This is a genomic window from Martelella sp. K41-7 (assembly GCF_055808365.1).
This window is the reverse complement of record NZ_CM147867.1, coordinates 3,991,084-4,015,477: the sequence shown is the minus strand read 5'-3', so window position 1 is coordinate 4,015,477 and position 24,394 is coordinate 3,991,084. Positions and strand designations below refer to the sequence as shown.

23 protein-coding genes are annotated in these 24,394 nt (G+C 59.7%); 11 read left to right on the top strand and 12 right to left on the bottom strand.

All coding sequences use genetic code 11. The annotated features are described in order from the left end of the window. Window positions 1-4 precede the first annotated feature (4 nt). On the top strand, window positions 5-823 hold the full coding sequence (locus AC0L7L_RS19105; RefSeq protein WP_473510751.1) for a CDP-alcohol phosphatidyltransferase family protein: 819 nt from the start codon (window positions 5-7) through the stop codon (window positions 821-823). A 46-nt stretch (window positions 824-869) separates the two neighbouring features. Here AC0L7L_RS19105 and AC0L7L_RS19100 read toward each other — a convergent pair whose 3' ends face one another. Further along, the gene (locus AC0L7L_RS19100) at window positions 870-1,793 is read right to left on the bottom strand and encodes a lysylphosphatidylglycerol synthase transmembrane domain-containing protein (protein WP_272213680.1); all 924 of its coding nucleotides are present in this window, start codon (window positions 1,791-1,793) and stop codon (window positions 870-872) included. Between the two features lie 56 nt (window positions 1,794-1,849). Between AC0L7L_RS19100 and AC0L7L_RS19095 the strand changes: the two genes are divergently transcribed. Then, complete coding sequence (locus AC0L7L_RS19095) at window positions 1,850-3,529, top strand: sulfatase-like hydrolase/transferase (RefSeq protein ID WP_473510748.1); 1,680 nt, start codon at window positions 1,850-1,852, stop codon at window positions 3,527-3,529. Here the strand turns inward: AC0L7L_RS19095 and AC0L7L_RS19090 are convergent. From AC0L7L_RS19090 to AC0L7L_RS19065, 6 genes are all read right to left on the bottom strand, one after another. After that, window positions 3,505-4,017: a hypothetical protein gene (locus AC0L7L_RS19090; protein ID WP_272213678.1), complete on the bottom strand. Its 513-nt coding sequence runs from the start codon at window positions 4,015-4,017 to the stop codon at window positions 3,505-3,507. The two genes, AC0L7L_RS19095 and AC0L7L_RS19090, sit on opposite strands and share 25 nt — an antisense overlap. Beyond that, window positions 4,010-5,314, bottom strand: coding sequence for a hypothetical protein (locus AC0L7L_RS19085; RefSeq protein ID WP_272213677.1), 1,305 nt, complete (start codon window positions 5,312-5,314; stop codon window positions 4,010-4,012). Before AC0L7L_RS19085 ends, AC0L7L_RS19090 begins: the two co-directional genes overlap by 8 nt. Next, on the bottom strand, window positions 5,311-6,069 hold the full coding sequence (locus AC0L7L_RS19080) for an ABC transporter ATP-binding protein (protein ID WP_272213676.1): 759 nt from the start codon (window positions 6,067-6,069) through the stop codon (window positions 5,311-5,313). The genes AC0L7L_RS19085 and AC0L7L_RS19080 overlap by 4 nt, the downstream gene beginning before the upstream one ends. Continuing rightward, on the bottom strand, window positions 6,066-7,121 hold the full coding sequence (locus AC0L7L_RS19075; protein ID WP_473510745.1) for a FecCD family ABC transporter permease: 1,056 nt from the start codon (window positions 7,119-7,121) through the stop codon (window positions 6,066-6,068). The genes AC0L7L_RS19080 and AC0L7L_RS19075 overlap by 4 nt, the downstream gene beginning before the upstream one ends. Beyond that, window positions 7,118-8,200, bottom strand: a complete 1,083-nt coding sequence (locus tag AC0L7L_RS19070; RefSeq protein WP_272213675.1) for an ABC transporter substrate-binding protein — start codon at window positions 8,198-8,200, stop codon at window positions 7,118-7,120. Before AC0L7L_RS19070 ends, AC0L7L_RS19075 begins: the two co-directional genes overlap by 4 nt. Window positions 8,201-8,363: 163 nt before the next feature. After that, window positions 8,364-8,864, bottom strand: coding sequence for a MarR family winged helix-turn-helix transcriptional regulator (locus tag AC0L7L_RS19065; RefSeq protein ID WP_272213674.1), 501 nt, complete (start codon window positions 8,862-8,864; stop codon window positions 8,364-8,366). Between the two features lie 223 nt (window positions 8,865-9,087). On the opposite strand from AC0L7L_RS19065, the gene ectA reads away from it, so the two are divergent. Genes ectA through AC0L7L_RS19045 form a run of 4 tightly spaced genes read left to right on the top strand, consistent with a single transcriptional unit; the run spans window position 9,088 to window position 12,797 of the window. Beyond that, on the top strand, window positions 9,088-9,621 hold the full coding sequence (gene ectA, locus AC0L7L_RS19060) for a diaminobutyrate acetyltransferase (protein WP_272213673.1): 534 nt from the start codon (window positions 9,088-9,090) through the stop codon (window positions 9,619-9,621). A gap of 56 nt (window positions 9,622-9,677) precedes the next feature. Continuing rightward, the gene (gene ectB / locus AC0L7L_RS19055) at window positions 9,678-10,964 is read left to right on the top strand and encodes a diaminobutyrate--2-oxoglutarate transaminase (RefSeq protein WP_272213671.1); all 1,287 of its coding nucleotides are present in this window, start codon (window positions 9,678-9,680) and stop codon (window positions 10,962-10,964) included. A gap of 5 nt (window positions 10,965-10,969) precedes the next feature. Then, the gene (locus tag AC0L7L_RS19050) at window positions 10,970-11,368 is read left to right on the top strand and encodes an ectoine synthase (protein WP_473510739.1); all 399 of its coding nucleotides are present in this window, start codon (window positions 10,970-10,972) and stop codon (window positions 11,366-11,368) included. Window positions 11,369-11,372: 4 nt separating this feature from the next. Next, window positions 11,373-12,797 (top strand): aspartate kinase, encoded by a 1,425-nt coding sequence (locus tag AC0L7L_RS19045; protein WP_473510737.1) that lies wholly within the window; start codon window positions 11,373-11,375, stop codon window positions 12,795-12,797. A gap of 106 nt (window positions 12,798-12,903) precedes the next feature. Here the strand turns inward: AC0L7L_RS19045 and rfbA are convergent, their stop codons facing one another. The 5 genes from rfbA to AC0L7L_RS19020 all read right to left on the bottom strand — a co-directional run bounded on the left by rfbA (window position 12,904) and on the right by AC0L7L_RS19020 (window position 17,585). Beyond that, window positions 12,904-13,800: a glucose-1-phosphate thymidylyltransferase RfbA gene (gene rfbA, locus AC0L7L_RS19040; RefSeq protein WP_272213666.1), complete on the bottom strand. Its 897-nt coding sequence runs from the start codon at window positions 13,798-13,800 to the stop codon at window positions 12,904-12,906. Further along, on the bottom strand, window positions 13,797-14,645 hold the full coding sequence (gene rfbD, locus AC0L7L_RS19035; protein WP_272213665.1) for a dTDP-4-dehydrorhamnose reductase: 849 nt from the start codon (window positions 14,643-14,645) through the stop codon (window positions 13,797-13,799). The genes rfbA and rfbD overlap by 4 nt, the downstream gene beginning before the upstream one ends. Beyond that, on the bottom strand, window positions 14,642-15,685 hold the full coding sequence (rfbB, locus tag AC0L7L_RS19030; protein WP_334313002.1) for a dTDP-glucose 4,6-dehydratase: 1,044 nt from the start codon (window positions 15,683-15,685) through the stop codon (window positions 14,642-14,644). Before rfbB ends, rfbD begins: the two co-directional genes overlap by 4 nt. A 9-nt stretch (window positions 15,686-15,694) precedes the next feature. After that, a complete protein-coding gene (rfbC, locus tag AC0L7L_RS19025) occupies window positions 15,695-16,252 on the bottom strand; it encodes a dTDP-4-dehydrorhamnose 3,5-epimerase (RefSeq protein WP_272213663.1) in 558 nt (185 codons plus the stop codon). Window positions 16,253-16,547: 295 nt separating this feature from the next. Beyond that, window positions 16,548-17,585: a LacI family DNA-binding transcriptional regulator gene (locus tag AC0L7L_RS19020; protein WP_272213662.1), complete on the bottom strand. Its 1,038-nt coding sequence runs from the start codon at window positions 17,583-17,585 to the stop codon at window positions 16,548-16,550. A gap of 232 nt (window positions 17,586-17,817) precedes the next feature. Between AC0L7L_RS19020 and AC0L7L_RS19015 the strand changes: the two genes are divergently transcribed. From AC0L7L_RS19015 to yicI, 5 genes are all read left to right on the top strand, one after another. Then, on the top strand, window positions 17,818-19,047 hold the full coding sequence (locus AC0L7L_RS19015) for an ABC transporter substrate-binding protein (RefSeq protein WP_272213661.1): 1,230 nt from the start codon (window positions 17,818-17,820) through the stop codon (window positions 19,045-19,047). 116 nt (window positions 19,048-19,163) lie between these two features. Then, window positions 19,164-20,066 carry a carbohydrate ABC transporter permease gene (locus AC0L7L_RS19010; RefSeq protein ID WP_272213660.1) on the top strand — a complete coding sequence of 301 codons (903 nt, stop codon included), beginning with the start codon at window positions 19,164-19,166 and terminating at the stop codon, window positions 20,064-20,066. Then, window positions 20,063-20,890, top strand: coding sequence for a carbohydrate ABC transporter permease (locus tag AC0L7L_RS19005; RefSeq protein WP_272213659.1), 828 nt, complete (start codon window positions 20,063-20,065; stop codon window positions 20,888-20,890). The genes AC0L7L_RS19010 and AC0L7L_RS19005 overlap by 4 nt, the downstream gene beginning before the upstream one ends. Continuing rightward, complete coding sequence (locus tag AC0L7L_RS19000; protein WP_272213658.1) at window positions 20,887-21,954, top strand: ABC transporter ATP-binding protein; 1,068 nt, start codon at window positions 20,887-20,889, stop codon at window positions 21,952-21,954. Before AC0L7L_RS19005 ends, AC0L7L_RS19000 begins: the two co-directional genes overlap by 4 nt. Window positions 21,955-22,023: 69 nt before the next feature. Then, a complete protein-coding gene (gene yicI, locus AC0L7L_RS18995) occupies window positions 22,024-24,342 on the top strand; it encodes an alpha-xylosidase (RefSeq protein WP_272213657.1) in 2,319 nt (772 codons plus the stop codon). Window positions 24,343-24,394 lie beyond the last annotated feature (52 nt).

Here is a 24,394-nt window from a genome sequence, read left to right as displayed (position 1 = left end):
TCGCATGAGCACGCTCGAACCACCAACAGCCAGACGAACGCCGTTGCGCGATCTCCGCCTGCGCACTGACAGAGCGCACGATACCGCAGGGCAAGACCGGAACCCGTTGCTGAAAAACACGATTGCCGCGCTTTTCTCCATCTATCTTGTATCGATGGCCGCCTATCTTGGGCTTTCAGTCTTCCTTGGAACGGGCCCCGGTACGCCGATAGCAGCAGCGCTCCTGCTTCTGGCCATCTTCGCACTTGTGCTCGTCGCCCTGCCCGGCCACCAGCATCATCGGTTCGGCCCTGCCAACATCATCACCGCCATTCGCGCCGCGATGGTCAGTTTTTTCGGCGCTGCAATGTTGTTTGGCGACCTTGCGGCCAAGGCAGACACTGTTGCGCCGGTCCTTATCGGCCTCGTCGTGTTTGCGCTCGCGCTGGACGGCGTCGACGGCTATCTTGCCCGGCGCACCGGGCTTCAGTCAGCGCTCGGCACCCGTTTCGACATGGAAGTCGATGCGCTGTTGATCCTGCTGCTCTCCGCTGCGGCCTTTCTTCTGGGCAAGGCCGGATGGTGGGTGCTGGCGATCGGTCTGATGCGCTATGGATTTGTACTGGCGCAAACCATGCTGCCATTTCTGTGCTCACCGCTTGGGCCGTCGTTCCGCCGCAAGCTGATCTGTGTGATACAGGTGTCGGCGTTGTGCGCCATTCTGGTACCGATGATAGCCCCACCGGTTTCGACGGCGATTGCGGCCATTGCCCTTGTGCTGATCAGCTATTCCTTCGGCATTGATGTTTTCCGTCTTGCCCGGCAGCGCTTCAGTGCGGCATGAGCTGGCGCTTCGACGGAACACGCAGCCTTGCCCGCTCGTTTCTGGTCTATTCCGACTTGATCTGGCGGCGGCGCTTCATCGTCGCAGCAAGGAACAAAATGCCCTGCGGCGCAACGCCCAGAAGCGAGATCATGCCGTAGAGCAGGCTTGCCGAAAGCCCCTCGGCACTGGTGAGACCGAACAGCGGCCAGAGGGCGGCAGCGGCGGCTTCGCGCGTTCCCCAGCCGCCGACACCGGCCGGAATCAGCATCGTCATCAGGCACAGCGGGATGACCGTGAGGGCGGCGACCGGCGGCAGCGGTGCACCCGTGGCAGAGGCCGCAATCATGAAGACGGCGACATAGGAGGCGACGATCAGCGTGCTGAGCGCGCTTTGCACACCGAATGCGCCACGGTTCCAGAAAACCGCCGCGAGATCCGGCCGCAACGTCTTGTAGCGCGCCAACAGCCGAGATCGTGCAATAAACAGACCAGCACAGGCAAAGACCCCGAGAAACCCTGCGCAAATGAAAACGAGACGCGCAAAACCCGGCGGCAGACGATCGGCCAGAAAAACCGGCCAGACGAACAGCCCGGCACCCGCCAGCAGGAAAAAGGCGAGCTGCCCCGAAAGCCGCTCGAGCACGATGGCTGCAGCCGGGCGTTTCCAGCCCTCTTCCGTGCGGCTGCGATAGGCCCGCACCGCATCGCCCGCCATTCCGCCCGGCAGGATTTGATTGACGAAACTGGCGATATAATATTCGCGGATCGCAAGTGCCGCAGAAAAGACATGACCGAGCCGGGCCGCCGTGAAACGCCAGCGCAGCGCCGACAGCACCACCTGAACCTGTACGATGGCAAGGGCGACAACGACCGGGCCGGCAGACACATTCTGAAACGCCGCAACAACGTCAGCGGGATCGACAGCGACAAACAGCCCGGCAATAATCGCCAGACAGAAAATCACCGCAAGAACGCCATATGCGGGCAACAGCCGCTCCTTTCCAGGGCACAATATCCGGATGACCGGACAGACAAGGAATGTTCATGATAGCTGAAGGGCCGCGTTGCAAGCAGAACCTTCCGCGCCAGTTCGCAGCGGTGCTGGTGTTTGTCATCATCGCCTTTGCCGCGCTCAACCTGCCGGATTATCCGGGTGGTTTTTCAGCGAGAGCATTTGCGCATCTACCGATAGAGATCCCGCTTCTCGGCCTGGCGCTCGTGCTTCTGCCGCGCCGTGTCGCATTGGTTCTGGCAGCGCTCGCCACTGTCGCCGTTGGTATTATCCTGTTCCTCAAGCTCGGCGATATCGGCGTGCAATCGGCCTTTCAGCGCCGCTTCAACCCCTATCTTGATCTTCGGATCTTTGCCGATGGCTGGAATGTGTTTTCCGGCACAATCGGGGGCCTTGCTGCAGCGCTGGCGGTCACTGGTGCCATCGTCCTGTTCCTCGGTATTCTCGCCGTATTTTTCCTGTCCCAGTTTTATCTGGCGCGGCTCTCGAGCAAACAGACACGTAGTCCGGTCCTCGTCTTTGCCGCTCTTCTGGCGGTCGGACTGGCGCTATGGGCCACAGGGGCTGCGACCGGGACCCGGATTTACGCCGATACCCGCGCCTCCGGCTATCTCGTCGCCCGCATCCAATCCGTCACGCAGGCGATGAAAGATATGCAGAGCTTTGACCGGTCACTGGCTGAAACCGAGGCCCTGCCGGAGGCCAACACCCTGTTCCGGGGCGTTCGCGGTCGCGATGTCGTGCTGATCTTCATTGAATCCTACGGCCGCAGCGCCGTCGAGGATCCCCGCTATGCACCGCTGATCGGACCACGGCTTGAAGCGGTCGAAACCGAACTCAAAGAGGCCGGCTTTTCCACCGCCAGCGGCTGGAGCTGGTCGCCGACCATAGGCGGGCTCAGCTGGCTTGCTCATGGCACCTTCCTCTCCGGCCTGTGGGTCGACAACCAGGCCCGCTACGACCGGCTGATGATGAGCGACCGCAAAAGCCTCAACAGACTGTTCCGCGAGGCCGGCTGGCGCACCGCCGCGGTGATGCCGGCGATCACCATGGACTGGCCGGAAAGCGCTTATTACGGCTATGACACGATCTTTGCCGCCGCTGATCTCGGTTACCGGGGAGAACCCTTCAACTGGGTGACGATGCCCGACCAGTACACGCTAACGGCCTTCGACAGGCTTGTCCGCCATGACGGTGACGACCGCCCGGTTATGGCTGAAATCGCGCTGATTTCCAGCCATGCCCCCTGGACGCCGGTTGCCGAACTGATCGACTGGGCCGATGTCGGAGATGGTAGCGTGTTCGACGAACAGGCGACAAGCGGCGATCCGCCTGCCGTGGTCTGGGCAGACCGGGAACGGGTGCGGCGGCAGTATATCGCGACCATCGATTATTCGCTTCAAACCGTCGGCGACTATATCGCCCGTTTTGGCGAAGACGCCGTCTTTATCGTGCTCGGCGACCATCAGCCGGCCCCGCTGATTACCGGGCCGGACGCCTCACGTGCCGTGCCGATCCATGTGATCAGCCGCGATGCCGGACTTGTCGAACGGTTCGAGGCCGAGGGCTTCACGCCGGGCATGATCCCTGCGGCCGAGGCCCCCGAACCGCTTATGGATACGATGCGTGAACGGGTGATCCGCATTTTCTCGGAACCGGTCTCGTCCGCAATATCGCAACCGGTCGGTCAGCCGATAAGACGCGCCGCATAAATCTCGTTTGCGGCAAGCGGCAGAAGACGATCGGCCATTTCGCGTTTCAGCGCCTCATGCCGTTTTGTTTCTTCCGCTGTCCTGTCCGGCTTTGCGCCGAGTGTAACGAACTCTTCGCGCACATGCCCGGGCTTGATGACGGCTTCGGCCGTCTTGCCGCGATAGGCGAAGCGGAACAGATAGGGGCCAGGCGGATCGGAAATCACATCCTTGCCACCGAGCGGGCGAAACACGGCCAACCTTTTGTCCGTCAGCCCGCGCGTCACCATTTCCAGCGCATCACGACCGCCCGGACCGGAAAAGGCGGTGAGCACGGAGATTTCCCGACGCTCGAGCGGCGCGTCATCAAGCAGCGGAAACGCGGCCTGCATCGCCTTGAGCCCGTGGACCACGCCACCCGGAAAGCCGCCACCATGATAGGCCATGATGTCATCAAAGGAAAAGGTGAGCGCGCGGCCGCCTTCGCTGACGGTGATCGTGTCATGCATTGAGAAAACCCTTCAGATTGGGAATGAACCGGTCGAGGAAACGCGTCGTCGCCGGCATGAAATGCGAACCGTGATGGAACATCGGGTCGAGCGAGGAAACGATCATCCGACCGGGCGTCGAGACCTCATCGATATAGAAGATAGCGCCGCCATCGCCATCGCGCACCAGAACCTCGGCACCATCCGGCGGGTCGAACCAGCCGTGCAGGTGCCAGGTCACATCGCGGTCGGTCATGCCTGCCATCAACGGATGAGCGGGTTTTGAAATCCTGACACCGAGGTCGGCGTCACGCTCCAGCCACCACCACCAATTCGTAGGCGTCTGGGTGAATTTCACATTCGGCAGCCAGAGATGAGAAAGGCTTTCGCCAAGCGCGACCACCGTGCCGCCTGCAGCAAGATGCCGGTCGATGACAGGCCTTTGCGCAATCATGCGCTGCGCCGGTGTGCGACAAGGCACCCAGAGCGTATCATCCGGCCGCAGCACGCCGTCCAGCGCTTCCGGGCTTGTGATCATATCAAAGGCTTCCGTGTGGCGCGGTCCCTCAAGGCTGTGGATCTGGTAGTAGCAGCCCGATGATGGCGCAACGATGCGCTTTGACGCGGCCAGCCTGCTCGCAAAACCCGGATACGCCTCAGCCTCTGCAAGGCGCGCACGATAGCTGTCGCCGTGTCTCGTCGCCGTCACCGGATCGGCGCAATCGCCGCCATTCGCCCACTGGATGATGCGCTCGGCAAGCGTTGGCGGCAGATCCCATTCGCGCCCCATCGTGGCAAGATCATTGCCCGCATGGCTGAATATGCGCCCGCCCTTTGGCCGTGCCCAGACCCAGTCGACCGGCACATATTCCGGCCCGAGCCCGTTGACGACGACAGCGCCTTCGGGAGGCGGGTTGCAACCACGGCCATAAAAGCCGGCGACGCCGTTATTTGTTTCGAGTTTTTTCAGATCTATACCGTCGAAAACCGGATGGGCATTGACCGCAGCAAGATCGAAATCAGCCCGTTTCGGCTCCGCGATCGGGCGATATTGCGGCATACCATCCACCAGCGGGCGCAGCATGTGGCCGTTGAAGAACCAGCGCCCACCACAATCGAGAAAGGCAGTGAGTGCCTGCTTCAGAGCAAGCATTGCGTTCTGGTCAAGCTGGTTGCCGGTGATCAGTCCGCGATGGGAGGCCAGATGCTCCGCGCTGAGATCGGATTGCGCCACAATGGTCACGAGGCCTTCAGCTTCTGCCACGCGGAACGTCTTCGATGGGCCGACATAGGCTGATTTCACATAAAGAACGCTCATGAAAACTCCCTTCCGGCGAAGGCCGGTATCACTGCTTTGCGATAGCTTCCGGCCGGCCCCGCCATATCCACCCAGCGCATATCGACACCGTAAAGCCTGGCAAGCGCGTCGGGAACGATCATCTCCTCAACCGGGCCGTTGATCTCATGCCCGCCCGGCATCATCATGAGAACGTCGTCAGCGGCCGCCAGCGCGTGGTTCGGGTCATGCGTGGTGAACAGCACCGCCTTGTCGCGACGCTGCCGCAGCATGTTGAGAAGATCGAGCGTTTTCGACTGGTTACCGAGATCAAGCGCCGAGGTCGGTTCGTCGAACACAAGCGCGGGTGAGCCGGTGGCCAGCGCGCGGGCAATCAGGATCATCTGCCGCTGACCGCCCGACATCCGGTCATAGCGATGGCCGGCAAGATCGGTCGCGCCGACGGTCTCAAGCGCGTGCTCCGCCGCCTCGATATCTTGTCTGCCCGGCTGACCGAAAAGCCCGATCTGCGCGGCATGGCCCATGACCACCACATCAAGCCCGGACAGCTTTGCCTGCGAGGCCCCGTGCTGGGGCACATAGCCGGCAATCTTTGGCGCTAACCGTCTGCCGGTCTTCAGCGGCTGGAATCCGAGCAGGGCGCGCAAAAGCGTGGTCTTGCCGCGCCCGTTCGGCCCGAGGATCGCCATGGTGCGGCCGACGGGAACCTCAAAGGTCACATCGCGGAAGATCTGATTGTGGCCGAAGGCGACGCTGGCGTTTTCAAGACCGATCATGTCTGGTTCGCTTTCGAGAAATGGCGACGCAGGAGCAAGCCGAAAACCGGTGCGCCGATCAACGCCGTCAGTACCCCGAGCGGGATTTCCGCCGATGTCAGCGTGCGCGCCAGCGTATCCACGAAGGTAAGATAGGCCGCGCCCAGAATGGCCGATGCCGGGATCAGAACCCGGTGATCCTCCCCCACCAGAATGCGCGCGGCATGGGGAATGACGAGGCCGATCCAGCCGATAATCCCGGCGACTGCCACCGAGGTTGCGGTCATCAGCGCGGTGGCGACGAAGATGAACCAGCGTTCACGGTCGGGATTGACGCCGAGCGATCGCGCCTCGGTATCTTCAAGCGCCAGAAGGTTGAGCCGGTAGCGGAACAGCCAGACCGCGATGATGCCGACCGCAAGGCCAGGAAGCCCGAGCCAGAACCGCGCCCATGTTGCGGTCGAAAACGAGCCCATCAGCCAGTAGACGATGGCTGGCAGCGAGGTGTTGGGGTCGGCGACGAACTGCACCACCGAAACCAGCGCCGAAAACAGCGCGCCGACCACCATGCCCGAGAGAATAACGGTGACGATTTCCGTGCGCCCGTTGATGCGCGCCAAAAGTCCGACGATGACCAGTGCGGCAAGGCCGAAAATGAAGGCAGGCCCCAGAAGTGTCACCCCGGCATAGCCCAGCAGAATGGCCAGTGCCCCGCCAAAGGCTGCCCCCTGACTGATGCCGAGCACCTGCTGGGAGACCAGCGGATTGCGGAAGACACCCTGCAGCGCGGCACCGCCGACAGCAAGGGCAGCTCCGGAAACAGCGGCGATCAGCACGCGTGGCATGCGCACCAGAAGCACGATCCGCTCGTCAATATTGTCAAGCGGTGCGGAAGGGGATGCGATATAGGTGACGATGATTTCGGCGATCCGGCCGGGCGAGACGGCAAACCGCCCCGCCCCGATCGCAAACACAAGGGCAGCGAACAGAGCGGCCAGAAGGCCCGCGAAAACGCCCGCCCTGAGGACACCGGCCCCGCCATGAAGGCGGGTGCCGGCCGTCACATCGCTCATGACTTGGCCTTGAACTGATCGTAATTGGCAGCGTCCGCGTTAAGTTCGGTCCAGAGAATGCCGTCAATATCCTCTTCACTGAGGTCGTAGTCGTAAATCTTGCTGTAGGCGTCTTTCATCTCGGCTCTCAGATCATAGTCGAAGACCTCCGGGTGCAGGAGTTCGGCAAGCCACATCCAGGTCAGCGGGCTTTCCGTGTTCGGCGGATCCCAGCGATAGCCGCCGAGCGGCATGCGATAGACCTTGTGGTTTTGCGCGGCATTGGTGAGCGAAAGGATCGGGTCGTCATAGATCCGCTCGGGCGAGATTTCGCTCTCGAAATTGTTGAGCAGGATCACGTCCGGGTTCCAGGTTGCGATCTGCTCCGGATTGATGGTCACGCCATTGGCTTCAAGATCGGCAGAAGCGCTCTTGCCGCCGGCAAGCTCGATATACCAGGTGTTGTAATTGTTCTTGGCGCCCGAAGCCCTCAGCGTTTCCTGGGCCCGCAGCAGGTAAAGCACTTTCGGCTTGTCGGCCTCGTCGATCGAAGCTGCCTTTTCAGCGATATCGCTGGCGACCTCTTCACGCCATTCGATCAGCGGAGCGATGCGGTCTTCGCGGCCCATGGCAACCGCCGACATGGTCATGTAGTCGCGCGCCTTTTCCTCTGTGCCATAGGAGATCAGCATGGTCGTCAGGCCGGCATTGGTGATCGGGTCAACAAGATCATTTCCGCGATCAGCCCACTGAATGACGAGATCGGGATTGGTGGCAGCCAGTTCCTCGACATTGGGAATGAAATTCGGCGCCGTGATATCGGAGGGAATATCCTTTGCCTCGGGATAGATCTTGCCGAGAATGCCATCGAGTACGGCCTGTTTGGCCACCGGGTTCATGCCGACCTGCTTTTCAACACCGCCGTCAATCGCGATCAGCGTCGAGGCCATCGGCATCGGGATCGAGGCGACACGCCCGGCGGGCTGTTCCAGAATGACCGCGCGGCCTGCCTGGTCGGTGATTTCGATCGGATCGGCATGGGCGACGCCTGCGCCGGCCAGGATGAGGGAGGCGATGCCGAACGGCATGACGGACTTCATGAAAAGCTCCTTTAACAGATGGCAGGTAGGAACTTTTATATTAATATGATTTTTCTAGTCAAGTTTTAATGCAACCAGAATGCCATTTCGCCGCAGGCATGCCAACAGTCGGCGGTAGCCGCCTCACCGCGCTCGTCCCAAAGGTTCTGTTAAAGAGCAAGCCCTACCGAGCGCGCTTTTCCGAATGCAGCTCGCCGGTCGCAAGCACAGGAGAGGCGTCGATGCCCTCGGCATCCAGCATCGTCGCAACCCGCTCAAGCGAGGCGATCAGCTGGGCCTGTTCCCAGTCCTTCAGAGCTTCGAATGCCTGGACATAGCGCTGCTGGAGCGCATCAGGTGCGCTTTCCACCATGGCACGGCCGGCTTCGGTGACGGTGACATTGGTCTGGCGCCGGTCGGTCTTCGAGGGCACCCGCTCGACCATGCCGCGCGCCACCAGCTTATCGACCAGCGTGGTGACAGAGGCCTGACGGATACCCATCTGGGTCGCCAGTGCCTTCGGCGTCACGCTGCCGCGTTCCTCGACAATCTGCAGCACACGCAATTGCGCAGGCGTCAGCCGGGCCGACTGCGCCAGATCGCGTTCATAATTTTCAGTGGCGCGGAGAATCCGCCTGAGAGCAATCAGGCTCTGATCAACGCGGTCAACGGGTATCGTCGTCATGGTTCCATTATGGCACGAAGACCAAAGTGATAAACAGCCAAAAAATCATCATAAATATTTAGGCGTTGTGAAACGCATGAGCGCCTTGATTCTCAGCAACTTCCGGAGAATTTCGCGGTTTTTGATCCCTTTTATGGTTTTATGACGATCCCGGATAGAGGGTTGATGTTTGCGGAAGAATTATTTACTTAGGAAGCCTAACTAAACGAAACGAGGTCAGACCATGTCCCGGAATGTCACCAAGCCCCGATCCAGCACGCCCCGCCTGCGCAAACCCACTGCAGCGGACGGGGCCCAGATCTGGTCACTTGTGAAGAGCTGCAAGCCGCTCGACGAAAATTCGATGTATTGCAATCTCATTCAGGCCGAACATTTCGCGGATACCTGTGTTGTCGCCGAACTTGACGGAGAGATCGTTGGCTGGATTTCCGGCCACCTTATTCCCGCCAGGCAGGAATTGTTCGTTTGGCAGGTCGCCGTCGGCGAAAAGGCGCGCGGTCTCGGCCTCGGCAAGAAGATGCTGTTCAATTTGATCGAGCGTGATGCCTGCGACGACATCAGCCACCTGAAAACGACCATCACCGAGGATAACGATGCCTCTTGGGGGTTGTTCAAGAGCTTCACCCGCTCGATCGGTGGCGAACTCAATGATGAGCCGCATTACGAGCGCGATGCCCATTTCGACGGGCATCACGATACCGAGCACATGGTGACGATCACCCTGCCGGAAGCGGACACGCTCGCCAACGCCGCTTAAGACGCGGCCTGCCCAAACCAGTTTCTCTCTAATCGCTTCAAGCGAAAGGACACGTCATGCCTATGGACATGATCAAGAATGATGTTTTCACGCGCCGCGAAAGTGCCGCACGCTCTTATTGCCGCAGCATGCCGGCTGTATTCACCCGCGCCAGCGGATCGGAAATCTTCGACGTCGACGGAAACCGCTGGATCGACTTCCTGGCCGGCTGTTCCTCGTTGAACTACGGCCACAATGACGCCGACATGAAAGCCGCGCTTATCGAGCATATTTCGTCTGACGGTATCGCCCAGGGCCTCGACCTGCACACCAATGCCAAGAGCGACTTCCTGAAGGCGATGGAAACCCATATCCTGAAGCCGCGCGGCATGGACCACAAGGTGATGTTCACCGGCCCGACCGGCGCCAATGCCGTCGAAGCCGCAATGAAGATTGCCCGCAAATCAACCGGCCGCACCAATGTGATTGCCTTTACCAACGGCTTTCACGGCGTGACCATGGGCGCCCTTGCCGCGACGGGTAACGGCTACCACCGCGGCGGCGCTTCGATGGATACGTCCGGCGTTACGCGCATCCCTTATGATGACTATGCCAAAGGCGTCGACAGTGCTGCCCTTCTCGAACAAATGCTGTCCGACCCGTCCAGCGGCGTCGATGCGCCGGCTGCAATCATGTTTGAGACAGTGCAGGGCGAAGGCGGCCTCAATGCTGCGTCTCCCGAATTTGTGCGCCGGATGGCCGATATTGCCCGCGATCACGGTGCCCTGCTGATCATCGACGACATTCAGGCAGGCTCCGGCCGCACCGGCCACTTCTTCTCCTTCGAGGAAATGGGCGTGACGCCGGATATCGTCACCATGGCGAAGTCGGTTTCCGGTTTTGGCCTGCCGATGGCGCTGGTTCTGGTCCGTCCCAAGCATGATATTTTCGGCCCGGCCGAACATAATGGCACGTTCCGCGGCAACACTCACGCCTTCGTCACCGCACGCGTTGCCATCGAAAAATTCTGGGCCGACGATGCATTCCAGAAGGAGTTGGCCGAGAAAAGCACGATGCTGACCGGCGCGCTTTCCAGGATTGCTGCCGAAATTCCCGCCGCCACGCTCAAGGGTCGTGGCCTGATGCAGGGTGTTGATGTCGGCACGGGTGAACTGGCAGAAGAAATCTGCGCCCGTTCCTTCGACAAGGGCCTCATCATCGAAACCTCCGGCAATGAGGACCAGGTGGTCAAGGTGCTGGCGCCGCTGACCACCTCGGAAGAAACCTTCAACGAAGGCTTCGCCATTCTCCTCGAAGCCGTCCGCGAAACGATCGCGGCGAAAACCCAGCTTGCAGCGGAGTAAGCACCATGATTGTACGTGACTTGAACGAAATCAACGAAAACGATCAGGACCGTGTGGTCGCGGATGCCAAATGGCGCTCGATCCGGATGCTGCTGGCCGGAGACGGCATGGGTTTTTCCTTCCACATCACAATTCTCGATGCTGGTTCGGAGCATACCTTCGAATACAAGCACCATTTCGAAAGCGTCTATTGCATCAAGGGCAAGGGCTCGATCACCGATATCGCCACCGGCGAGACCCATCCGATCAAGCCCGGTGTGATGTATGCGCTGAACGAGCATGACCGTCATATTCTGCGTTCCGAAGAGGAACTGGTAATGGCCTGCTGCTTCAATCCCCCGGTCACGGGCACGGAAGTCCACCGCGAAGATGGTTCCTATGCACCGGCGGAGGAAAACGCCTGATATCATGCCCCATACAGTCGAAAAGATCGGCGGGACCTCGATGTCCCGTATCGATGAACTCAGCGATACGCTGATCATCGGCAAACGGCGCAAGGCTGAGCTTTACGGACGGATTTTCGTGGTCTCTGCCTTTGGCGGCATCACCAATCTTCTGCTTGAGCACAAGAAGACCGGTGAGCCCGGCGTCTATGCAGCCTTCGTCAACAATCAGAGCCATCATGGCTGGCACGACCGGCTGGACCGGGTTGCCGAGGCCATGAAAGAATCCCACGTCAAGGTGCTGGACAACCCGGCCGACATCGAACGCGCCGATGCCTTCGTCCACGAGCGTATACTGGGTGCCCGCAACTGCTTGATCGACCTGCAGCGTCTTTGCTCCTACGGTCATTTCCGGCTGACCGAGCATATGAGCCAGATCCGCGAATTGCTGTCGGGGCTTGGCGAAGCGCATTCGGCCTTCGTCACCACGCTGCTGTTGAAACGCAAGGGCGTCAATGCCCGCTTTGTCGACTTGTCCGGCTGGCATGACGAGGGCGACCTCAGCCTCGATGACCGTATCCGCCAGGGGATCGACGGTATCGATCTCGATAGCGAGATGCCGATTGTCACCGGCTACGCACAATGCATCGAAGGGCTGATGAGCGAGTTCGACCGTGGTTATTCCGAGGTGACCTTTTCGCGTCTGGCCGCGCTTTCGGGTGCCAGCGAGGCGATCATTCACAAGGAATTCCACCTGTCGTCCGCCGATCCCGCACTTGTCGGCGCCGATGCTGTGCGCAAACTCGGGCGCACCAATTACGATGTCGCCGACCAGCTGTCCAATCTCGGCATGGAGGCAATCCACCCGAAGGCTGCCAAGACGCTGCGCCGTGCCGCCGTGCCGCTGCGTGTCACCAACGCCTTCGAGCCGCAGGATCCGGGTACGCTGATTGACGACCAGCCAGCGGAAACACCCGGCGTCGAGATCGTCACCGGTCTCGATCTTTATGCACTGGAAGTGTTCGAGCAGGACATGGTCGGTGTGAAGGGCTATGACGCTGCGATCCTTGATGTCCTGACCCGCCACAAGGTCAGGATCGTCTCCAAGGTCTCCAACGCCAACACCATCACCCATTATGTCGACAGTTCGCTCAAGGTTCTGCGCCGGGTGGAAAAGGACATGTCGGAACGCTGCCCGTCGGCGGAAATCTCGTCCAGAGCCATTGCCATGGCTTCGGTCGTCGGCCGGGACTTAAGCGGCCTGTCGGTGCTGACGCGTGGCCTTCAGGCGATTGCCGCAGCCGGTCATGAGGCGATTGGCGCAAGCCAGGGGCCGCGCAATGTCGATGTGCAGTTCATTGTCGACCGCGACGCGCTTGATCCGGTGATCATCGCACTTCACCGCGCGCTTTCGGAAAGCGAACGTCCTGCCCTTTCAAAGGCGGCGTAATCATCGGTGTTATGAGACACCACGGAGAGGGAATGCAGGCCGGTCTTTTTGACCGGCCTGCTGCGTTTACGATCGTCAGGTGATATCACCTGACTGTTGATATGCTTTAGCCGACGGGATGGTCAGGCGTCGCATTCAGAAGGTTGAACAGATAGGCGCCATAGTCCGTCTTCCTGAACCGCTCCGCATGCGCTTCCATGGTCGCATCATCGATCCAGCCATGGCGATAGGCGATCTCTTCCGGACAGCCCGACTGCATGCCCTGCCGCACCGAAAGGGTGCGTACAAAATTGCCGGCATCGAGCAGGCTCGAATGGGTGCCGGTATCAAGCCAGGCATAGCCGCGTCCCATGCGTTCAACGTTCAAGGAACCATCGTGGAGGTAGCTCTCAAGCAGGGTGACGATCTCAAGTTCGCCGCGTGATGAAGGCTTGACCGCCCGTGCACGGGCAGGCGCTTCGCCATCCAGAAAGTAAAGCCCGGTGACTGCATAGTTCGACGGCGAAACCTCCGGCTTTTCGACGATCTCCCTGACGTTGCCGCTCTTGTCGAAAGCAACAACACCGTAGCGTTCCGGGTCGGCAACATAATAGCCGAACACGGTTCCACCCTTCTCCTTGCGGTCCGCGCTTTCCAGAATGTCGGGCAGACCGTGCCCGAAATAGATGTTGTCACCGAGCACCATGGCAGACGGTGCGCCGTCAAGAAAATCCTCTGCCAGGATATAGGCCTGCGCCAGGCCATCCGGCGAGGGCTGCACGATATAGGTCAGCGACAGGCCCCACTGGCCGCCGTCGCCCAGAAGTTTGCGAAACTGTTCTTGGTCTCCAGGCGTGGTGATGATCGCGATCTCGCGAATCCCGCTCAGCATCAGAACTGAGAGCGGATAATAGATCATCGGCTTGTCGTAGACTGGCATCAGCTGTTTGGAAATCGCCAGTGTCAGCGGGTAAAGACGCGTACCGGAGCCCCCGGCCAGAATGATGCCTTTGCGTTGGGTCATGCTTTTGCTCCGAGCGTTTCGAGAATGTCATTCATGTCTTTTTCCCAGTCCGGCCGCTCAAGGCCGAAGTTCGAAAGCGTGGAGCAATCGAGGCGGGAATTCAGCGGCCGGACGGCCGGCGTCGGATATTCCGAGGTCGGTATGTCGTTGACAGTCATGGTCTTGCCGGCCGCCTTGAAGATCGCGCGAGCGAAATCGGCCCAGCTGACATCCGGCGAACCGGAGAAATGATAGATCCCGGACTTACCGGGATCGGTCATCAACTGTTCGGCGATTGTCTTGCAGGCAACGGCGATTGCCCGTGCCGAAGTCGGCCCGCCAATCTGATCGCCGACGACATTCAGCGTATCGCGGGTTTCGGAAAGCCGCAGCATGGTCTTCAGGAAGTTGCTGCCGTGAGCGGAGAACACCCAGCTGGTGCGCAACACGGCGTAGGTGGGACAGTTTTCCGTGATAGCCCGTTCACCGGCAAGCTTGGTCCGTCCATAAGCGCCGAGCGGAGCCGTATGGTGATCAACAGAAAACGGCGTCTCGCCAGTGCCACCGAAAACATAATCGGTGGAGATATGAACCAGCGGAATGCCGCGCTCGGCACAGGCATGGGCCATTTCACCAGGCGCCTCACCATTGATCCTGAGCGCGGTTTCTTCTTCGCTTTCGGCCTTGTCGACTGCCGTATAGGCGGCGGCATTGATGACGGCTTCGGGCGCAAGGCGTCTGATCACCTCCCCGCATGCGGCCGGATCGGCAAGATCGGCCGCGCTGCGCGACAGAAAACGAGCGTCTGGCAGAATGGCGCTGAGCTCGCTTGCGACCTGGCCCGTTTGGCCAAAAACGACAATCATGCCTTCACTCCCAGCCTCGCGCCGACACCACTGCGGCTCTGCAGGGCGCGCCACCAGTCCTCATTGTCGAGATACCACTGCACCGTCTTTTCCAGTCCCTCTTCAACCGTCACCGACGGCCGCCAACCGAGCTCTTCTCTGACGCGTTTGGGATCGATGGCATAACGCATGTCATGGCCGGGCCTGTCGGTCACGAATGTGATCTGGTCTGCATAGGAACCTTCGGAAAGCGGCTGCTTGTCGTCGAGCAGCGCACAGATGGTCTTCACAAGCTCAAGATTGGTCCGCTCGTTTTCACCGCCGATATTATAGCTGCGACCGGGCCTTCCCTTTTCCACGACCGTCAGAAGCGCTTCGGCATGATCTTCCACAAACAGCCAGTCGCGGATGTTTTCGCCCTTGCCATAAACCGGGATCGGTTTTCCGGCGAGTGCGTTGAGGATCACCACCGGGATCAGCTTTTCCGGGAAATGGTAGGGGCCGTAATTGTTGGAGCAATTGGTGACCAGCACCGGCAGGCCGTAGGTTTCATGCCAGGCACGCACCAGATGATCAGACGCGGCCTTGGAAGAGGAATAAGGCGAACGCGGATCGTAAGGGGTGTCTTCTGTGAACATCCCGGTCTCACCGAGCGAACCGAAGACTTCATCTGTCGAAATATGATGGAAACGGAAGCCTTCCGGCTTGCCCTTTTCGGCCCAGTAGCTGCGCGCCGCTTCCAGCATGTTGTATGTGCCGTTGATATTGGTCTCGATGAAGTCGCCGGGCCCGTCGATCGACCGGTCGACATGGCTTTCGGCAGCAAGGTGCATGACGATATCGGGCGTGTGTTTCGCAAATACCCTGTCAAGCGCCGCGCGGTCTCGGATATCGGCCTGCTCGAAAGCATAGAGCGGGCTGTCGGCAACGTTTGCGACATTGTCGAGACAGGCGGCATAGGTCAGCGCATCCACGTTGACGACGCTGTAACCGCGGGAAATGGCGAGGCGGACGACGGCAGAACCGATAAAGCCGGCTCCACCGGTAACGAGTAACTTCATGATTGTACCTCAGTCGCTGAACGGGCTCTGGAAATCCTTGAAGGACAGAGCGTCGCGGTCCTTTGCTGAAACGGTAAAGTCGATACCGGAGAGCGGCCATTCAATGCCGATATCGGGATCGTCAAACCGCACCGACCCGTCGCATTCGGGCGCATAATAATCAGAGCACTTGTAGATGATCTCACTGTCGGGTTCCAGCGTCATGAAGCCGTGCAGAAAACCGGCGGGGATCATCAGCTGCTGGCCGTTTTCAAAGGAGAGTTCGACACCGTGCCATTTGCCATATGTCGGCGAGCCTTTGCGAACATCGACTGCGACATCGAATATCCGGCCGCGCCCGCAACGCACCAGCTTGGCCTGCGCATGCGGCGGCGACTGGTAATGCAGGCCCCGCACCGTGCCGACCGTGCGCGACAGCGAATGGTTGTCCTGGACAAAATCGATATCGATCCCGAGATCGGTCAGAACCTTCCTGTTCCAGCTCTCTGAAAAGAACCCCCGCTCGTCGCCGAAACGCCTCGGCGTCAGAAGAAAGAGATCGGGAATCGGTGTATCTGCAACGTCCATCGTCGATAAAACTCCAAAAACCAGGTCACCTGAGATTGCTACTGCCACGCGCCAAAACTCGGCGAATGTGATCCATATTGCAATTTTGGGGTTGCATCACCCCCCAAACGGGCCCCGATCCACAAAATGTGCAATGCGCTCAGAAATAAGGGCAATTCGAGCCAACGTGTTACGCACGGTTTTGCGGGTAAATGAAAGCCGCACAAGCTCGAATCGGCAGAAAGCGCTGAAAGACGCGCCCATGTCGTGCCACTCATCATCGAGGTTTCAATGGAGCTGACCGCAAACGCCATCCTCAGGATGACAAAAGCGGTGGATCGCTCTCGCCTTCGACCAGCTCAAGCGGCCAGATCTTGCCTTTGGGAACGCCCTGATGGTCCTCTGCAAAGGCCGGCACGTTGGCCAGTAGCATCTCGCCGAGCATACGACCCAACGCATCGAGATCGAGACGGAAACAGGTGAGCCGCGGCAGCAGGAAGCGCCCGACCGGACTCTCGCGCTCGGCAATCACCGCAAGGTCACGGCCCGGCCTCAACCCGGCCTCGCCAAGGCGGCGGTAAAGGCCGACCGACATCAGCTCGGCGATCAGCAGGATCGCGGTTGGCCGGTTCTCAGTGGCCAGCACCTTGCCGGCCACGTCATAGCCACCCTCCTCGCTGGTCTCCGCACGAAATACGATACTGTCGTCAAACGCCAGGCCGCAATCCGCAAGCCCCTGACGATAGCCATCAAGAAACAGCGGGCCAAGATTGGCGTCCACATTCGGCACGGCGACCGCAATGCGTCGGTGTCCCCTTCCGCACAGACGAGTCACAGAACTGCGGGCTATACCCTCGAAATCCAGGTCGATCCAGGATGCGTCGCCAAGGCTGTCGCTGCGACCAAGCGTCACAAACGGCATGTTGGCACGCCGGAGAATATCGAAACGCGCATCATGTGTGCGCGTCCCCGTCAGGATCACCGCATCGACGATGCGCTGGGCCACCATTCGCTGGAGAAAACTGTCCTGATCCTCGTCACGCGAACACAAGAGCAACACAAGGTCGAGCTTGTGCTGCTTCAGCGCGCTTTGCAGACCGTGGATCACGCCGAAGAAGAAATTGTCATTGTTCTCGCCCAGACTGTTGCCTTGTGTCAGGATCAGCCCGACCGTGCTGGTGGTGCCCTTGCGCAGGCTGCGACCCGACTGATTGGGCACATAGCCAAGCTCAACCGCAGCCTTCAAAACCCGCTCACGCGTCTGCGCATTCACGTCCGCCTTGCCGTTAAGCGCACGTGACACTGTACCTATTGAAAGTTGCAGGTGGCTCGCGAGCTGGCGGATGCCCGTCATGATTTCTCCAATTTTGAGGTTCGTACCTCTATTGACATCAGAACAAGTCCATGTCTATGGTCGTAAACGTTTACGGAGCGTGTTTTAGCGATTTCGGGACCCAACGGTCAGTGATTGTCAAAGGGTATCCTGCGATGAATGGCTTGCTCGGAGTCATGCCGGATCGCATAAAAACAAAATCCGTTGAGACCGGCCGAGGACGGTCGGTAAACCTATACGGGAGGCAATATTTATGAATCGCGCTAAACTAATGCTTTGTGTTTCTGCGGCTGCCATCAGCCTGGGAACCGCTGCTCCGACACTTGCGCAGGAGCCGGTCACGCTCAACATCTGGACCGTCGACAAGACCGGCCAGCCGACGCCTGACCTGGCACGCGAATTTGATGAAAGCGAAGCAGATATCGATGTCGTCTATCGCGAGGTCAACTTTGCCGATCTGATGAGCGAGGCGATGCGCGCCTATTCGGTTGGCCGCGCGCCGGACGTCTTTGCCGTCGACAATCCCGACACGGCAATGCTGGCCGCCAATGGCGCCCTGCTTGACCTGACGGATATGATCGAGCAGTCCGACATCATCAATGTCGACGAATATTTCGAAGGCCCGATGGCATCGGCAACCTGGGATGGTCGCATCTACGGTGTTCCGAAGGCGACCAACACGATTGCCCTTTTCTACAACAAGGACATGTTCGAGGAAGCCGGCATTGAAGAGCCGCCGAAGACCTGGGACGAGTTGATCGAAGACGCGCGTGTCCTCAACGATCCGGAAAACGACGTCTATGGCGTTGCCTTCTCCGCCAAGGCCTCGGAAGAGGGAACCTTCCAGTTCCTTCCCTTCGTTCAGATGGCCGGCGGCGATTACGAGAACATCAATTCCGAGGGTGGCGTCGAGGCGCTTTCGTTCTTCAAGACGCTGATTGACGAAGGTCTGGCTTCCCCGGATACGGTTTCGCGTACGCAATGGGCGTCCACCGCCACGTTCAACGCCGGTAATGCTGCGATGGCGATTTCAGGGCCCTGGGAAATCAACCGGATGGCTGACGAGGCAGAATTCGACTGGGGTGTCACGCTGCTGCCGACCCCTTCCGAAGGATCGCCGCGTTCGTCCGCCATGGGCGACTACAACTGGGTGATTTTCTCCTCCACAGAACACCCGGAAGAAGCCTTTAAGGCACTCGAGTTCTTCGCTGAGCAGGACAAGGATCTGTTCGAACGTTTCGGCCAGATCCCGGCCCGCAACGACATCGACATCCCGCCGACCGGCAACGAGGCCAAGGACGAAGCCCTGCAGGTGTTCCTGGAGCAGATGCAGTATTCCCAGCCGCGTGGTCCACATCCGGAATGGCCGAAGATTTCCAAGGCCATCCAGACGGCGCTTCAGTCAGCGCTTGCCGGCTCAAAGACGCCGCAGCAAGCGCTTGACCAGGCGCAGGCTCAGATCGATAAGATCACCGGAAAGTAAACTGCTTTTCCTGAAATTCGGGATAACCCACCACGCCCGGCAACGGGCGTGGACGGGGAAGGCTTGCCTGATATTCCGGACTTCATCCGTTTAAACGCCCAAGGGAGCTTCAACAAATGCGCAAGGCGCTCTCAACGCTCTGGGATGGCCGTGGTTTCGATCTGTTACTCGTGGGGATACCCCTTGTATTCCTGATCGCCATTTCCGGTTCGGCTCTGGTCTACAACGTGATCATGAGCTTTCAGGAAGTCGATATCTTCAGTCTCGGCACCTTTTTCCGTCCCTTTGTCGGCCTCGACAATTATATCGCTGTGCTTACCGACCCACAGGCCTGGCCGATCTTCGGCAATACGCTGATCTTCGTGCTCTGCTCGCTTGGAGGACAATTCCTCTTCGGGTTCTTCCTGGCGCTGTTCTTCAACATGCAGTTTCCTGGTTCGACCTATCTGCGCGGTCTGTTTCTGGTGTCCTGGGTGATGCCGGGGCTGGTAACCGGCGCGATCTGGAACTGGCTGCTGGCCGGTGACTTCGGCGTGATCAACTTCTTCCTGGAGTCGATCGGCGTCATTGACGACCCGATCTTCTGGCGTTCGTCTCCGGACTTTGCGTTGTGGAGCGTGATCATCACCAATATCTGGTTCGGCACCGCCTTCAACATGATCCTGCTTTCGGTCGGCCTCGCGGCCATTCCCAAGGATCTTTATGAAGCCGCAAGCCTTGATGGCGCCAACGCCTTCCGTCGCTTCTACACGATCACCCTTCCGATGATGCGGCCGACAATCGGCGCGCTTCTGTCGCTTGGCCTGATCTTCACCCTCCAGCAGTTCGACCTGTTCGCCGCGATTACCGATGGCGGTCCGAACAATTCGTCAAACGTTGCCCAGTACTGGGCCTGGCAGCTTTCCTTCCGTGAATACGATTTCGCACGTGGTGCTACCGTTTCGGTGCTGATGATCACTCTCGTCATCATCGCGGCCGTCTTCTATGTGCGCTCGACCCGCCATGAGGTGCGCGGATGACCCCGACAACACGCAACACCCTGCTGATCGCCTGCGGTCTGGTATTGGCAGCCATCTATCTGTTCCCGCTTTACTGGATGTATGTGACCGCGCTGAAAACCAGCACGGCGATGTTTGCCGCACCGCCGAGCTTCGTGCCACCGAATCCGCAATGGGACGTTTTTGCCGGCGTCTGGGTCGAGCGCCACATGGCGACCTATCTGAAGAACTCGCTGATCATCGCCAGCTGCTCCGTTCTGTTCATCGCCACGCTTGGCTCGGGCTGCGCCTATGTCCTGGCACGCTACCGCAGCGTCTGGGTCGATGTCGGCCTGTTCCTGGTGCTGATGCTGCAGGTTCTGCCCGCCTCGCTGATGGTCACCCCGATCTTCGTCGGCTTTTCACAGATCGGCCTGCTCGACTATCCGCGCATCGCCGTGATCGTGGCGATCACCGCCAAGGCCATGCCGTTCTTCGTCGTGCTTGTGCGCGCCACTTTCATGAATGTGCCGGCGGAGCTTGAGGAGGCCGCCCTCGTGGATGGCAATTCCCGCTTCGGTGCGTTCTTCCACATTGTTCTGCCGCTTGCCAGAAACGGCATTCTCGTCAGTGCACTTTTGATCTTCATGCAGGCCTTCGGCGAATTCGTCTATTCCAAGTCACTGATCCAGGACGTCGAGCTTCAGCCCGCCAGTGTCGGTCTTTCCACCTTCATGGGCCCGAACTCGGTCGATTGGAACAGGATCATGGCCTACGCCTCGATCTACGTAACCCCCATCCTCGCTGCCTTTGTGCTTCTGCAGCGCAAGATCGTCTCCGGCCTGACCTCGGGAGCTTTGAAATGACAACCCAGATCGAATTCAATGCGGTCGAGAAATATTACGGCCGCTACCACGCCCTCAAGAACGTCAATCTCACCATCGAAAAGGGCGAGTTCGTCGCACTTGTCGGCCCGTCCGGTTGCGGCAAGTCCACACTGCTGCGCACACTTGCCGGTCTGGAAAAGATCACCGGCGGTGAGGTGAAGATCGCCGGCGAGCTGATGAACGACATGCCGCCGCGCCGGCGCGATATCGCGATGGTTTTCCAGTCCTATGCGCTCTATCCGCATATGACTGTCGAGGAAAACCTGACCTACAGCCTGCGCACCCACGGCATGAAGAAGAAGGACGCCCAGGAAAAGGCACGCGAAGTGGCCGAAACCACAGGGCTTTCCAACCTTCTGGAACGCTATCCGCGCGAACTCTCCGGCGGACAGCGCCAGCGCGTGGCGATGAGCCGCGCCATCATCCGCGACCCGAAGGCGTTCCTTTTCGACGAACCGCTGTCCAACCTTGATGCCGCACTTCGCGTCCACATGCGCAAGGAAATCCGCACGCTTCACGACCGGCTCGGCGCCACGTCTGTCTATGTCACCCATGACCAGATCGAGGCCATGACCATGGCCGACCGGGTCGTGCTGATGAAGGAAGGCCGGATCGTGCAGCAGGGTGCGCCGCTGGAACTCTATGACAGCCCGGCAAACCAGTTTGTCGCGGGTTTTATCGGATCGCCGGCCATGAACTTCTTGCCGGCTACGGTTGGTGATGACGGACACAGCCTGAAACTTGAACTCGGTGACGGCAATGTTCTGCCCTATCCGGGCGAGCTCGAAGCCGGCCGCAAGGTCACGGTCGGGCTGCGCCCCGAGCACCTGGAGCTGGTTTCGGCGGACGAAGCCCAGTTCAGCCTGAAGCTGCGCATCGCGGAAGCGACGGGCGCGACGACCTTCCTGTTCACCGATAGTGATCCGGAGATTGCCGTTGTCATCAACGACCGCGCCGCAGTCACCCCCGGCGAAGCGCTGAACATGCGCATCGACCCCGAACAAATCCACATCTTCGACCGCGAAACCGGCGTCCGGCTCTGACCGCACCGTTCGCGGGTAGCGGTGGCGCCTTCCCGCCACCGCTGCCACAGAATTCAAAGGACTGAAGACATGAAAATCATGGACGGCAACTGGCATGTCCGCCAGAACCTCGATCTCAACCAACCGCTGGAGGTCTTCGACGCGCGGGTGAAGGACGGCAATCTCGTCATCCGCGCCACCACCTGGCCGATGAACGACCGTGCCAACCAGATCAACGCCCGGCTGATTATCCTGACCTTCTCCGCCCCGATGGAAGGCATGATCGGGGTCAAGAGCGAGCATTTCCGCGGCGTTCTCGACAAGGGACCGCATTTCGATCTCTACCCCGACGAAGGTTTTGCGCCTGAAATCGAGATCACGGAGGATTTCGCCACCCTGAAGAGTGGCAATCTGACCGCCCGAGTTGCGCTGAAGGGCCGCTGGAACCTCGAATTCCTGCGCGATGGCAAACCGATCACCGGTTCCGACTACAAGGCCGGCGGCCATGCCACCGACCATGACGACAATGACCGCACCCATATGTTCGAGCGCCTCAGCCTTGGCGTCGGCACCAAGGTCTACGGCCTCGGCGAACGCTTCACCGAGTTTGTGAAGAATGGCCAGATGGTCGACATCTGGAACCGCGACGGCGGCGCCAACACCGACCAGGCCTACAAGAACATTCCCTTCTTCCTCACCAATCGCGGCTGGGGCGTATTCGTCAACAATCCCGGACGCGTCGAGTTCGAAGTCGGCTCGGAGAAGGTTCACAAGGCCCTGTTCTCGGTTCCGGGCGAAAGCCTTGAATATTACGTCATCGACGGGCCGGATCCCAAGGGCGTCATCGACCGCTATACCAAACTGACCGGCCGTCCGGCGCTGCCGGCACGCTGGTCGTTCGGCCTGTGGCTGACGACTTCGTTCACGACCGAATACGACGAAGCGACCGTTACCGGCTTCCTCGACGGCATGGCCGAGCGTGATATTCCGCTGCATGTGTTCCATTTCGACTGCTTCTGGATGCGCGGCCTGCACTGGTGCGATTTCGAATGGGACCCGGAGACCTTCCCGGAACCGGAAGCCATGCTTCAGCGCTACAAGGAACGCGGCCTCAATATCTGCGTCTGGATCAATCCTTACATTGCCCAGGAATCCAAGCTCTTCGACGAAGGCAAGGAAAACGGCTACCTGATCAAGCGTCCGGATGGTTCGGTATGGCAGTGGGATCGCTGGCAACCTGGCCAGGCCGTGGTCGACTTCACCAATCCGGAGGCCTGCGACTGGTATGCCGGTTATCTGAAGGACCTGGTCGCCCAGGGCGTCGATTGCTTCAAGACCGACTTCGGCGAGCGGATCCCGGTCGATGTCGCCTATCACGACGGCTCCGACGCCGAGACCATGCACAATTACTACACCTTCCTTTATAACAAGGTCGTCTACGAGGCCCTGCAGGAGACCAAGGGCGAGGACGAGGCCGTGTTGTTTGCCCGCTCGGCGACCACCGGCGGCCAGCAATTCCCGGTTCACTGGGGTGGTGATTGCTATTCGGACTACGAATCGATGGCGGAATCGCTGCGTGGTGGCCTGTCGCTCGGCCTCTCGGGCTTCGGCTTCTGGAGCCACGATATCGGTGGTTTCGAGGCAACGGCGGAGGCCGATGTCTACAAGCGCTGGTGCGCCTTTGGCCTGCTTTCCAGCCACTCGCGCCTGCATGGCTCCAAATCCTACCGTGTGCCTTGGCTCTATGACGATGAAGCCGTCGACGTTCTGCGCTACTTCACCAAGCTGAAGATGAAGTTGATGCCGACAATCTACGAGGCGGCTTGCGAAGCGCCCCACACCGGCCTGCCGGTAATGCGCGCGATGATGCTGGAGTTCCCGGATGACCGCAGCTGCGACGTGCTCGACCGGCAGTACATGCTCGGTGGCAAGCTGCTTGTGGCGCCGGTTCTTGATGCCTCCGGCGACGCCGAGTTCTACCTGCCCAAGGGGCGCTGGACCCATCTTTTGACTGGAGAAGAAGTCGAAGGCGGAAGCTGGCGCATGGAAAACCATGACTTCATGAGCCTGCCGCTTTATGTCCGCCCTTCAAGCATGATCGTCTGGGGCGCTGTCGATGACAAGCCGGTCTATGACTATGCGGAAGGTGCTCTCTTTGCCCTTTACGCTCTGGAAGATGGCAAAACGGCGAAAGCCGCGATCTTCGCCGACAAGGGTGTGAGCGAACAGGAACTTGCGGTCTCGCGTACGGGCGACACGCTGACGATCAGTGCATCGGATGCAGCCCGCCCGTGGCGCCTGCGCCTGCAGAATATCGCCTCTGTCAGCGACGCCGAAAGTGCCGGCATTGAGGAAACCGCCGAAGGCGTCATCCTCGAAGGCAAGGGCAATGTCACCGTTACGCTCTGAAACCGGTGGTTAGTGCTGTCTGACAAGAAAAAGGCCCCTGGAACACCGTTCC